The organism is Pseudobacter ginsenosidimutans, from assembly GCF_007970185.1.
GTDB lineage: Bacteria > Bacteroidota > Bacteroidia > Chitinophagales > Chitinophagaceae > Pseudobacter > Pseudobacter ginsenosidimutans.
The window spans coordinates 3739295-3752104 of record NZ_CP042431.1; the positions used below are offsets into that span (position 1 = coordinate 3739295).

Annotated in this window: 9 protein-coding genes; all 9 read left to right on the forward strand. The window is 47.3% G+C overall.

Annotation, left to right across the window (positions count from 1 at the left end; all coding sequences use genetic code 11):
- Positions 1 to 31 precede the first annotated feature (31 nt).
- The 9 genes from FSB84_RS15090 (at position 32) to FSB84_RS15130 (ending at position 12797) form a co-directional block, all read left to right on the forward strand.
- Positions 32 to 1375 (forward strand): SusC/RagA family TonB-linked outer membrane protein, encoded by a 1344-nt coding sequence (locus FSB84_RS15090; RefSeq protein ID WP_158643916.1) that lies wholly within the window; start codon positions 32 to 34, stop codon positions 1373 to 1375.
- Between the two features lie 68 nt (positions 1376 to 1443).
- Positions 1444 to 3360, forward strand: coding sequence for a SusC/RagA family TonB-linked outer membrane protein (locus FSB84_RS15095; RefSeq protein WP_147122193.1), 1917 nt, complete (start codon positions 1444 to 1446; stop codon positions 3358 to 3360).
- A 9-nt stretch (positions 3361 to 3369) separates the two neighbouring features.
- Entirely contained in the window at positions 3370 to 4845 is a 1476-nt protein-coding gene (locus FSB84_RS15100; protein WP_130538775.1) for a RagB/SusD family nutrient uptake outer membrane protein, read from the forward strand.
- Positions 4846 to 4857: 12 nt separating this feature from the next.
- Positions 4858 to 5283, forward strand: coding sequence for a hypothetical protein (locus FSB84_RS15105; RefSeq protein ID WP_147122195.1), 426 nt, complete (start codon positions 4858 to 4860; stop codon positions 5281 to 5283).
- 35 nt (positions 5284 to 5318) lie between these two features.
- Complete coding sequence (locus FSB84_RS15110; RefSeq protein WP_147122196.1) at positions 5319 to 5633, forward strand: hypothetical protein; 315 nt, start codon at positions 5319 to 5321, stop codon at positions 5631 to 5633.
- Between the two features lie 20 nt (positions 5634 to 5653).
- On the forward strand, positions 5654 to 6580 hold the full coding sequence (locus FSB84_RS15115) for an ABC transporter ATP-binding protein (protein WP_207234164.1): 927 nt from the start codon (positions 5654 to 5656) through the stop codon (positions 6578 to 6580).
- A gap of 64 nt (positions 6581 to 6644) precedes the next feature.
- Positions 6645 to 8996, forward strand: a complete 2352-nt coding sequence (locus FSB84_RS15120; RefSeq protein ID WP_158643917.1) for a Gldg family protein — start codon at positions 6645 to 6647, stop codon at positions 8994 to 8996.
- Positions 8997 to 9035: 39 nt separating this feature from the next.
- Positions 9036 to 11465 (forward strand): Gldg family protein, encoded by a 2430-nt coding sequence (locus FSB84_RS15125; protein WP_158643918.1) that lies wholly within the window; start codon positions 9036 to 9038, stop codon positions 11463 to 11465.
- A gap of 3 nt (positions 11466 to 11468) precedes the next feature.
- Positions 11469 to 12797, forward strand: a complete 1329-nt coding sequence (locus FSB84_RS15130; protein WP_130538780.1) for a MutS-related protein — start codon at positions 11469 to 11471, stop codon at positions 12795 to 12797.
- The last annotated feature ends 13 nt before the right edge of the window (positions 12798 to 12810 follow it).

Sequence of the window (12810 nt, forward strand, 5' to 3'; positions counted from 1 at the left end):
CGGCCAGATTAAGAAAGTAAAAAAGATCCGGATGAAACTAACTGCGCTCATTTTGGTTATAGGCTGCCTGTTCTGCAGTTTGCGGGGGACAGCCCAGGTGGTGACGCTCTCCGTGAAGAATGCAAAACTGGAAACTGTACTGAAGCAGATCAAGAACCAGACAGGCTATTCGTTTTTTTTCAACGAAGTATTTTATAACAAGGCTTCAAAAGTAACGCTCAATTTTCAGGGACTTACTTTAACTGAGGCTCTTACGAAGATCTTCAGTCAACAGACGGAATTGGTGTATACCATCGTAGGGAGAACAGTGGTGGTAACGGAAAAGGAGAAACCGAAACTGCCTGTTGATTCTGCCGGAAATCCGGCTGCTTCATCAACTGCAAGTTCCGCCAATGCTATTAAAGGATTCGTGTACAATAAAAGATTTGAACCGCTCAGCAATGCGAGTATCATGTTACGTGGCACATCCAAAGGTGTTAGTACCGCTGCCAATGGCTCTTTCGAATTCAAGGAGGCAAAGCTGGGAGATATGCTGAGAGTAAGTTATATCGGATACAAACCAGTGGATGTAAAAGTGGAATTTTTACAGGGCATCACTGTTATGCTGGAAGACGCTACCAATGAACTTGACCAGGTAGTGGCGCAGGGTTACAGTAAAACAACCAGGCTGCTGAGTACTTCTTCCGTGGCCCGTGTTTCCGGTGAGGAGATCGCTCGTCAACCTGTGATGAATCCGCTCATGGCCTTGCAGGGGAAAGTTCCGGGCATGATCGTAACTCCCAACTCCGGGCATGCGGCAGCGCCGGTTGAGATCACCATCAGGGGTAAAAGCCTTTTATCGGCAGCCAGTCCCAATCCGCTGATCGTGATCGATGGAACACCTATGAATGTTGGCTCCAATGATGGCGTATTACATGGGGATGGACCTGTACAGGGATGGATGGCCACGCTAAGTCCGGCAGGCAGCCAGAGCCCGCTTTTCGGATTCAACCCGAAGGATATTGAAAGTATAGAAGTATTGAAAGATCTCGGCTCAACTGCCATCTATGGTTCTTCAGGCGCCAATGGTGTGATACTGATCACTACTAAAAGAGCCAAATCAAATACATCCGATCTGAATGTGAGTGTAGGATATGGCATATCCAAAGTGATGCGCTATTTCGATATGCTCAACACAAAACAGTATCTCGAAATGCGGAGGGAGGCTTACAAGAACGATGGTCTTACACCCATGCCTGCTGATGCTCCGGACCTGCTGCTTTGGGATACTACCAGGTATACTGACTGGCAAAAGGAAATATTTGGTAACACCGGTAGCAACCTGAATGCGATGATCAGCTATTCGGGGGCGGGCCGCAGCTCAGAAGTTCCATAAGCGCAAGCTACAATACTGTAAGATCCATTACCAGGGTCTCAGGTAAGAATGAAGCCATCAATGTAAGGATGGGTGTGGACTTTGCCAGTAATAACCAAAAATTCAAAGTATCGGCTACAGCAGCGTACACCTATACGCTGGCCAATATGGTGAGTACGCCCATTCTGAGCAAACTACCTCCCAATGCACCACCGCTGCTGGACTCTGCAGGTGAGATCAACTTCAGGGGATATGCAGGAACTATTGGTGTTATCGAAAGTACAGGCATTCAAAACCTGTTCCAGCCGATCGACAGCCGCACCAATGCCCTTATGACCAATTTCAAAGTAAGCTATCAACTGGCGAAAGGGCTCTCCGTTATTTCAAATCTTGGACTGATCCGGTCAAACAATGAAAGTTGGGCACTGACACCTATCAGGTCCCTGAATCCAGCGATGAACCCAACAGGACAAACCGTGCATTCCAGGGGAACGAACAGTACGTTCACATTCGAGCCTCAGCTCAGTTACGATACCTGGATCGGTAAAGGAAAGCTGGCCATCCTTGCCGGCGCTACTTTAAAGAACGAGAAAAGAGAAAGCCTGAGCACGATGGCAATTGGTTTCACCAATGATGCCCTCCTGCGCTCCATTATGGCCGCTCCATTCTCCTTTAGCGCCAATACTTATTCTCCCTACAAATATTTCGGCGTATTGGGAAGAGTGGAGTATATCTGGGATAATAAATACGTAATGAATCTGACGGGAAGGAGGGATGGTTCTTCCAGGTTCGGTCCGGGCAATCGTTTCGGGAACTTTGGTTCCATCGGCGCTGCATGGATCGCTACTGCAGAGCCCTGGATCGCCAAAACGCTTGCGCCTGTAGTAAGTATGCTGAAGTTCCATGCCAATTACGGCACAGCCGGATCAGACGGCGGAGGCGATTACCAGTACCTTACCCAATGGGGAAGAAAGGAAATGCCGGTGTATGGCGGCGTGGCGCCGATGGTAAGCATGCATGCCGTTAACCAGGATTATCACTGGCAGTCGAGCAAAGAGATAAACCTTGGTATGGAAGTGGGATTTGGAAAAGACAGCCGTGTATCAATGTCACTCAACTATTACAACAGGCGAACAGGTGATCAGCTGCTCGGCAATCCCACACCGATCTATACAGGGTTCCCAACTGTATATGGTAACTGGAATGCAGTGGTAGATAATAAAGGATATGAAGGCAGAATAGTTATACAGGCGATACAAAAGAAAAACTTTGGCTGGAACATGAGTGTGAATGGCGGATTCAACAGGAACATGTTGAGGTCTTATCCCGGCATCGAGAACTCTCCTGACTTCTATAAATACGTGGTGGGAGAATCAACACAGAATATTTACCTGCTGAATTATGTGGGCGTGGATCCGATGACAGGAAACTACCAGTTCCAGGATTACAATGGAGATGGATCTATCGATCCCAGTTCTCATTTCAACAATCCTCCGCTAACCTTCCCGAGCGATGTACAGAAAGTGATGTTACTGGGACCGAAATTCACCGGAGGTATTGATCATAACCTGCGATACAAAAACTTTTCACTGAATCTAAGCTTCAGCTACAGGTTCCAGAATGGAATGGAGGCTTTCAGAACGGCTCAGAATCCCGGAACGATGGGAAATATTACCGTGGAGATGTTCAATAACCGCTGGCGGAAACCAGGCGACAATGCCAAATACTCCAGGTTCACCACTACTTACAATCAGCCTTATGCGAGAGAGCTTTCCAATCTTGGTTATGTGGATGCTTCCAGTCTGCGCATGAATAATATTTCCTTTTCGTGGTCGCTCACGGAAAAGATCTATCGTAAGCTCGGACTAAAGGGAGCTTTCGTCAGCATCAATGCGGGGAATATTTTCGTGATCACGAAGTACCAGGGCCTCGATCCCGATATTCAAAGCATCAACGTGATGCCACCCACCAAAGACATCGTTCTGAATATTAACATCACCCTCTAATGCTGAGCCATGCGAAATCTAAAACAAATCATCATCATACTGGCAGGATTGGTTGCGATGAGTTCCTGCGAAAAACTTGTAACTATAGACGATCCCATCGATACCATCACCACCAACCAGGTATTCAGGGACGATGTGCAGGCCAAAGCAGCGATGGCCGGTGTGTATTCCAAATTGGCAAACGGGAATGGTGAAGGCTCAGCCGCCGAACTGTTCAGCGCCGGCCTCTCTACCGTGCTTGGAGGATTATCTTCTGATGAATTGTCCGTCAGGATAGCAGGAACTGATAATCCCTACTTACAATTCAGCACCAATAAGATCCTTGTTCAGAATGCGACCTCGCCTGCACTCTGGTCATCTGCCTATCTCACTATCTACAATGCCAATGGTGTGATAGAAGGTATTGCTGCTTCCACTTCTTCTTTGCTCTCGCAGGGGGTGAGAAAAAAACTGACAGCCGAATCCAAATTCATCAGAGCGTTCTGTTATTTCTATCTCGTGAATTTCTTTGGCGACCTGCCGCTGGCATTGACAGTGGATTTCAACCAAACAAGGTATTACACCAGAACACCTGTTGCGGATGTTTACAAACAGATCATCAAAGACCTGAAAGAAGCGCAGGCCGATCTGCCCACGGAGAATACCGGACCTGGGAACACCAGGATCTATGCCGATAAATGGGCAGCTACAGCCCTCCTGGCAAGAGCGTATTTGTATATACGCGATTATGAGAATGCTTATAAGGAAGCAAGCGCCGTGATTGCCAACACAGCACAGTTCGGTCTTGAAATGGATCTGACTAAACCATTTCTCAAAACGAGCCGGGAAGCGATCTGGCAATTTGAGAACTACACCACCAATTATTCAAGAGGCAATGCCACCGGAGAAGGCGCATTCCTGATCCCGGGCAGGAACAGTGAGGCTGATCCCCAGTTCTCGTTGATCTATTATCATATGACCGATGAACTGGTGCAGGCTTTTGAACCAACAGACAAAAGGCTTGCACAATGGGTAGGCATTTCTCCGGTGAACAATACAGGCAGCCCAAGATATTTCGCATTCAAATACAAGATGGGATATTATAACAGGGTCATTGGCGGCGAGGCAACGGAATACTATACCGCTCTGCGTCTTGCTGAACAATTCCTGATCAGGGCGGAAGCTGCAGCCAATGGTGCAGCAGCACTTACCGATGCTATCGATGATCTGAATGTGATCAGGTTCAGGGCAGGGCTCAATGATCTGCCGGATAATTTGTCGCAGCAGGATGTATTCACAGCAATCGAAAAAGAAAGAAGGATTGAGCTCTTCCTGGAATGGGGCCATCGCTGGTTCGATCTGAAAAGGAGCGGCAAGGCCAGCTCAGTACTTTCTCAAATGTTTGCCAAACAACCCTGGGCAGGCGATTATCAGCTGCTCTATCCGATACCTGTAAACGAAATTATCAATAACAGGAATCTCGCTCCCAATCCTGGTTACAACTAAAGCCTACTGCAAATGAAAAATATACGATCATCTATCATTGCCATGCTTTGTATTGTACTGCTGAATGCATGCGAAAAAAATGATACGCCAGGCGTGGCTTCCCTGAATATTTTCAATGGAATAACAGGGACCGGTACACTGGTCACCAACTTCCATGGTACAGAGCCCCTGGTCTGGTTCAGGACTGCCCACAAATTGTATTATGGTGACCCCGGCGATATAGCCGCGTACAACTCAGTCAGGAACAGGTTCTATTCCTATAGCGGCCACCAGCGTATTGCCTTTTTTGAATTCCCTGATACCCTGGCGCACAGTAAGCCGGTAACGGAAGTGCAGGTAGACCTTCCCGTTAGTTCCATCAATACCCTCTTCCTGACTGGCACAACAGAAGCTCCCGATACCCTGTTCCTTCGCGATGTATTGCCTTATCATCCATAACAGACAGCACAGCAGGCATCCGTGTGGTTAACCTTGTGAAAGGTCTTACGGTGAGTGTGAATCTGCAGGGAGAGTCCGGTGGCAGCGAGGTGGAAAGCCTGGGGTACAAAGCTGTATCGGCGTTCAAAGACCATGAGGTAAAGAAAGATGCAAAAATATACGAGTTCGAGATCAGGGATAAGACTAACGGCAACCTGATCACTACACAAACGATCGACACCAGGGACCGGGATATCGGATATGGTATTTCCAACCTGTATCGCTTCAGGAATTTCACCATCATTCTGTTTGGAGATAAGGACGATACTGGTGCAGGCGCACCAAGGTCTGTAGTCATGAGCAATAATTAATCACGCTGAAAAAAATAATTATGAGCATTATCCTAAAAATTGAACATCTGTCGCACCGTTACAGCAGCAGCTGGGCTGTGCGCGATCTCAACATCGAGATCGGACAAACAGGTATCGTGGGATTGCTGGGCTCCAACGGAGCCGGCAAATCAACTACCATGAACATCATCTGTGGTGTGCTGAATCAAACTGAAGGCAAGGTGACGGTTAACGGTTTCGATATCCGCGAACAACCGGAGGAAGCAAAAAAAGATATCGGCTTCCTTCCGCAAACGCCGCCGCTGTACACTGATTTCACCATCGATGAATACCTGCATTATACCGCTAACCTGCGGGCAATGGACAAAACGAAGATCAAAGCAGCAGTGGAAGAAGTAAAAGAGAAAACAGGCATCGGTCATTTCAGCAGCAGACTGATCAAGAATTTATCCGGTGGTTATCGTCAGCGTGTAGGTATTGCACAGGCGCTGATCCACAAACCCAAACTGGTGGTGCTGGATGAGCCCACCAATGGCCTCGATCCCAATCAACTGATCGAAGCAAGGAAAATGATCAGGGAAATTGCGCAGGAGCATGCAGTACTGTTGAGTTCACATATACTTTCGGAGATCCGTTTGCTTTGCAAAGATGTGATCATGATCGAAGCGGGCAGGATGGTGTTCTCGGATTCCATGGATGCATTCGATAATTATTTGTCGCCCAGCAGCCTCCTGGTTACATTGGAGAACATGCCTGCGGAATCAGCCCTGCTGGCCATCAAAGGAGTGAACAGAGTGGAAATGCTGACCGGCAAACAGGTTCGCATTTATTTCGAACCAGGTCTGGTGATCAACGAACGCATCGTGGAAGCAAGTTTACAGAATAACTGGAGGTTGATGGAGATCAGCGCAGACAAGACCTTACTGGACGACACATTCAAACAACTCTCCATTCAGTCTGCCAACTAAATGATGGCATAGCTTACTTCATACTATTTCCCTACTTAACAAGCATAAATACCAATCTATGAAGATGGTAATTCAAATCGCAAAGGCAGAGTTGCGAAACCTGTTCTATTCCCCTGTGGCATGGTTTCTGACCATATCCTTCCTGGTCTTATTCGCCTGGATGTATACCACGCAACTGTATATGATGGTGAAAATGCAGGAAGCCTATATGGAGATCAAACCCGATTTCAAAGACCTGGGACCCTTTCCATTGACGATGGCATTTTTCATGCCGCCCAATGGAGTGCTCAAGCTGGTGCTGGAAAATCTGTACCTGTTCATACCGTTGCTGACGATGGGATTAATGGGGCGTGAAACACAGATGGGGACCATCAAACTTTTGTACTCTTCGCCTGTAAAGCTCCGCCAGATCGTTGGCGGAAAATTCCTGGGCATCATGGTGTACAATATACTGCTGGTATCTATCGCAGGTGTGTTCATGTTCACTTTCTTTTTCTTCATGAGGTCGCCCGATTACGGTCTGTTCATTTCTTCTGTGCTCGGTCTGTTCCTTCTGGCATGTGCTTATACCGCCATAGGATTATTTGTGAGCAGCCTTACCAGTTACCAGATCCTGGCCGCACTCGGCACATTCCTGATCGTGTTTGTACTGTCGAAGATCGACGGGCTCTGGCAGAAATATGATATCCTTCGGGATATCACTTATTTCTTCTACCTGCCCGGCCGCACCAGCAGGATGATGAAGGGACTGATCGCAACGAAAGATATCGTTTACTATGCCATGATGGTATTCATGTTCCTCGGCTTTACGCTCATCAGGTTGAAAAGCCTGCGTGAGTCCAAACCCTGGTATGTAAAAACACTGCGCGTAGTGATGGTTGTTATGATCACCATATCGGTGGGATATTTCTTATCCCTTCCTGTTACCACAAAGTACTGGGACCTTACGGCGGGAGAGCGGAATACTATCCATCCCAATACTAAAAAAGTAGTGGCCGATCTGAATGAAGGGCCGATGGAAGTGACCCTGTATGTGAACCTGCTTGGCGGCGCCGCTCAATATGGATTACCGGAGTGGAGGAATGAGTACCTCAACAAAGTTTGGGAAAAGATCCTTCGATTCAAAACCGATATCCGGTTCAAATATGTGTATTACTATTATTATGATAAGAGTATGGATGGCGGTGCGTTGGCAGAGATCTTTCCCGGAAAGAACAATGAAGAAATGGCGCGCGAAATGGCGCAGGCCTTCTATGTGAATGTGAAGAAATTCAAGCCTTATTCAGCAATCAGGGATAGCATCGATCTCGATCCTGAAGGACAGCGCCTGTTAATTCAGTTGTCTTATAAGGGAAGAAAAGAATTCCTCCGCACTTACAATGGTTCTGAGGTGGAATCCACCTTTGCCACAGAAGAGAATATGGCAGCGGCTTTCAAGCGTCTGGCGCATCCTGAAAGTATTCCACGGATCTTATACACCTCCGATAACCTGGAAAGGAGTCTTTGGAGAGGAGGCGAAAGGGAACATCATAATTTCATGTCTAAGCAGTTCAGCAATGGCTTGTATAATCTGGGTTTTGATGTAGATTCCATTTCACTTGAGAAAGAAGAGATCCCGTCAAATATTACTGCGCTGGTAGTAGCTGATCCAAAAACGGCTTTCAGTGAAACTGTTTACCGAAAGATCAAAAAATATATGGACGATGGAGGCAATATCGTGTTCATGGGAGAACCCGGGAAACAGGAATTGCTTAACCCGCTGATCAGGGATCTTGGTGTGCAAATGCTGGATGGTAACCTGGTGGAGCCAACCTGGCATGAAAAGCCGGATATGGTGAATCCTTATTACACACGTGCTGCTCCTGCATTGGCCGATGAAATAGGGCTCTGGCAAGTGAGTGAAAAGTGGAAGGAAGAATATTTCAGGGATACCGCGAAAATGCTGATGCCAGGTGTAGCTGCGATTTCTTATACAGATAGTATTGGTTCCGTCAAAAAGCCACTGCTCCTCACCGTTGGTACCAGCACCTGGATCAAGAAGGGAAAACTGGTAGTGGATTCAGCCGATGTAAAGTACAGCCAGGAAGATGGCGATGTGAAAGGTTCATTCCCAACTGTATTGCAATTGACCAGACAGGTAGGCAACAGGCAGCAGAAAGCCGCCATTTACGGAGATGCGGATTTTATCAACAATATGAGATGGAAGAATGGGGAAGTGATCAATCGTGCAGTCTACTCCTGGATGACAGAGAATGCATACCCCGTATATGCCTTTCCGTACGTATGGCCGAAAGATAATCTCTTCCTGATCAAACCACGCACCGCGAAAATATTCCATATAGCATCTGTATGGATCCTGCCTTCCATTTTGCTGATCACGGCAATTGTGGTATTGGTCAGAAGGAAGAGAAAATAGAACCTATTAAGTAACTGCATAAATTTCACATCAATGAGGATGGTCATTCAAGTTGCGAAAGCAGAGCTTCGTAACCTCTTTTATTCACCCATCGCCTGGTTCATGCTGATTGCCTTCCTGGTGCAATGCGCCTGGTATTACTCCACTCCCCTGGAGTTGAATGCCAACCTCCAGGATGTAATACTCAGGAACAATCCGCAGTCTGACTTTTTTGAGAAAACAAGTTTCACAAGAGCGCTATTCCTGGGTGATGATGGTTTTTTTCGCAATGTGCTGCAGAACCTGTATCTCTTCCTGCCCCTGCTTACCATGGGACTGATCGGGAGAGAGGTACAGAACGGAACCATCAAGCTGTTGTATTCATCACCTGTAACGATCCGGCAGATCGTTACCGGAAAATTCATAGCCTTCATGATCTTCAACCTGCTGCTGGTGTTGATTGTAGGAATCTTCTGTGTGTCGGCAGCCATTCAGGTGAAATCGATGGATTATGGAATGCTGGTGTCGGCATTGCTTGGTTTTTACCTGCTGGCCTGTACCTATGGCGCCATCGGTGCATTCATGAGCAGCATCACTACCTACCAGGTTGTATCTGCCTTCAGCACCTTCCTGGTGATCCTGCTGCTGACCTTTATCGGCAACGTATGGCAACAGTATGATTTTGTAAGGGACCTGACCTATTTCCTGCACCTGCCGGGGCGTACAGAGAAAATGCTGGTGGGACTGATCACCACCAAGGATGTGATCTACTTCATGGTAGTGATTGGCATGTTCATGCTGTTCACTATTTTCAAACTGCGCGATGCGCGCGAAACCAAACCCTGGTATGTAAAGGCAGGGCGATATCTGGGTGTACTGATAGCGGGCCTGCTGATCGGTTATATAACGTCCAGGCCTATACTAACAGGTTACTGGGATACCACTGCACAGAATGTGAATACCATTCATCCGAATACACAGGCATTGATCCGCGAAATGGGAGACGAGCCATTGGAGGTAACCTTGTACGTGAATTATCTGGGAAGAGGCGGCTATGCAGGTTTGCCGGCAGCACGCAATTTCTACCTCTCCTGGATCTGGGAATCGTATACACGTTTCAAACCCGATATCAAATTCAATTACGAGTATTACTATGATCATGATAGCACGTTCATGGGAAACCATCTCTACAAAAGATTTCCCGGCAAGTCGTTAGATCAGATCATTCAGAAAATGGGTGAATACCAGGATGCCGATGTAAGCTATTTTCAAAAGCCTGAAGAGATGCGTAAGAAGGTAGATCTGCGCCCTGAAGGTCTTGCCCTGGTGATGCAACTGAAATACAAAGGAAGAACAGAATTCCTGCGTACTTACAACGACTCCAAAATGTGGCCTGAGGAAACCAATTTTGCCGCTGTGTTCAAGAAGTTGTTGCACCCTGAAAAAGTACCGAATGTTACTTTCATTACCGGCCATTATGAAAGGAATATCTATAAGCTCGGTGAAAGGGAATACGGTAATCATACTGCGATGAAGGAATCACGTAATGCCCTGGTGAACTTTGGGTATAATATGGATTCCTTATCGCTTGACCACAATGAAATTCCTGCCAATACGCAATTGCTGGTGCTGGCCGATCCGAAATCTGCATTGAGTGATACCTGCCAGTTGAAGATCCGTGAATACATCCGCCGCGGCGGCAATATGTTTATCATGGGCGAGCCCGGTAAGCAGCAAATGCTGAATCCCGTTCTGCAGCAAATAGGAGTGCAGCTTCAGGATGGGATCATCCTCACAGAAACCCTACAGGAAGCACAGGATATGGTGGCGCCCTCCATCAATTCCCCCATGTTCAGTTTGATGGCTGATCCTTCCAGTGCAATATTCAAAAAGGTGAAACCAAAACATGCACATATGATGATGCCCGGCGCGGCTGCTATTCAGTTATCGGATTCCAATGGTTTCACCAATACAGCCTTGCTGGCTACAGACAGAGGTATTACCTGGATCAGGAAGGGAGTATTTGTGCGGGATTCGGCCAAATTACAATTCAATGCAGCTGAAGGCGACCAGCGTTCCATGCCAACCTTTGGAGATGCATTCCAGGTAACGCACACTGCTCATGCCGATTCTGAAGAGAAAAATAAGGATGAACACAGCAAAGCAGGTTTTGAAGGAGACGGATTCATCACCATGCTGGCTATGCACAGGAATGTTGGCCAGAAAGATCAGCGCATATTGGTGGCCGGGGATGCTGATTTTATCAGCAATATCAGATCTATGCAGGTAGGCAAGTATGCCAGTTACTTCTATGGTTGGCTGAACAATGGTGAATTTCCTGTGTATTTACCTGGGAATCCACCACCGGACAACCGGCTGAAACTCGGTCCTGATACCGCAAAAACATTCCGCATCATTTACATCTACATATTACCTGGCGCTGTGCTGCTCTTTGCCGCTGTATTGCTGATCAGAAGAAAAAGAAAATAAAACATGTACCTACAAACAGACGATCAAACGATTGATGATCTCCGCATTTTCGGGAAGCGCGACAGCAGTGGTGTTTGCGATCTCTACAACCGTGTACATACACGCGGAGGCGAAGCCCTGCTGAAAGAATTGTTCCGCGCGCCTTTGTCCGATATGGAAAAGATCAATACCAGGAGCGGTATCCTGCAGCATTTTGCAGCGAACAGGATCCCTTTTCCATTCAGCGCCTCCATGTTCGATATGGCTGAAAAATACATGCTGAGTGTGGAAGAGGTCAACAGGCAGGGAAATAATAAATCGCTCCTGAGTGAAAAAGAGATCGCCAATGGCGTTGCTGCATTGATAGAGCTGATGCAGGTGACCCGATCTTTTATCGATTCTTCTTCAGTAACGGGACTTGCAGCTTATTCCGCCGAAAGGGAAAGTATAGCCGCTATTCTCAACGATGCTGCTTTTGAGCCCGTGCTGAGGGAGAGCGGGAAATCACGACTGGCCTATGCTGCAGTAGCCGCTTATGATGTGCTCTTTCGCAATCGTGAACATGCAAAAGTGAACAGGCTGCTGCAGCATATCTATTATCTGGATGTGCTTCTGTCTGTTGCGGCGGTTGCCGTGGAAAGGGGGTTCGTGTTCCCGAAAGCCCACGCAGCGAAAAGAGTGGAGCTTTTACTGGAAGGTGTTTACCATCCTGAATTGAGATCTGCCGTGGCGAATGATGTGCATATGCAGGAAAGCCAGAACCTGATCTTCCTTACCGGCGCCAATATGGCCGGTAAGTCTACTTTCCTGCGCTCCGTGAGTGTGGCCATGTATGTGGCGCATATGGGATTCCCGGTGGCTGCGAAGCGGATGGAGTTTTCGGTTATGGATGGTATTTATACCACCATCAATCTGCCTGACAATTTGGGCATCGGCGCCAGCCATTTCTATGCGGAAGTGTTGAGGGTGAAACAGGTGGCTGCCGAGCTGAGCAAGGGCAGATCGATATTTGTAGTATTCGATGAACTGTTCCGCGGTACCAATGTAAAGGACGCGCACGAAGCTTCTGTGGCTGTAGCCCTCGCTTATGCAAAAAAGAGGAATAGTATGTTCATCATTTCCTCCCATATCATAGAAGCAGGAGATCAGTTGAAACAACTGAACAATATCGGTTTCCTCTATCTCCCTACGCGGATGAACGGAAATATACCTGAATATACCTACCGGCTTGAAAAAGGGATCACAGACGACCGGCATGGTATGATCATCATCCGCAATGAGGGTATTCTGGAAATACTGGAAAAGGGAAAAAAGCATTTACTCGGGGAGCACTCGCTCGCCTCCGGCGAGTGAGGAATATTTGTTC

Coding starts and splice junctions, on each gene's coding strand:
- FSB84_RS15120 (WP_158643917.1), top strand. CDS start 6,645: ATGGTAATTCAAATCGCAAAGGCAGAGTTGCGAAACCTGTTCTATTCC.
- FSB84_RS15100 (WP_130538775.1), top strand. CDS start 3,370: ATGCGAAATCTAAAACAAATCATCATCATACTGGCAGGATTGGTTGCG.
- FSB84_RS15125 (WP_158643918.1), top strand. CDS start 9,036: ATGGTCATTCAAGTTGCGAAAGCAGAGCTTCGTAACCTCTTTTATTCA.
- FSB84_RS15130 (WP_130538780.1), top strand. CDS start 11,469: ATGTACCTACAAACAGACGATCAAACGATTGATGATCTCCGCATTTTC.
- FSB84_RS15115 (WP_207234164.1), top strand. CDS start 5,654: ATGAGCATTATCCTAAAAATTGAACATCTGTCGCACCGTTACAGCAGC.
- FSB84_RS15095 (WP_147122193.1), top strand. CDS start 1,444: ATGGGTGTGGACTTTGCCAGTAATAACCAAAAATTCAAAGTATCGGCT.
- FSB84_RS15105 (WP_147122195.1), top strand. CDS start 4,858: ATGAAAAATATACGATCATCTATCATTGCCATGCTTTGTATTGTACTG.
- FSB84_RS15090 (WP_158643916.1), top strand. CDS start 32: ATGAAACTAACTGCGCTCATTTTGGTTATAGGCTGCCTGTTCTGCAGT.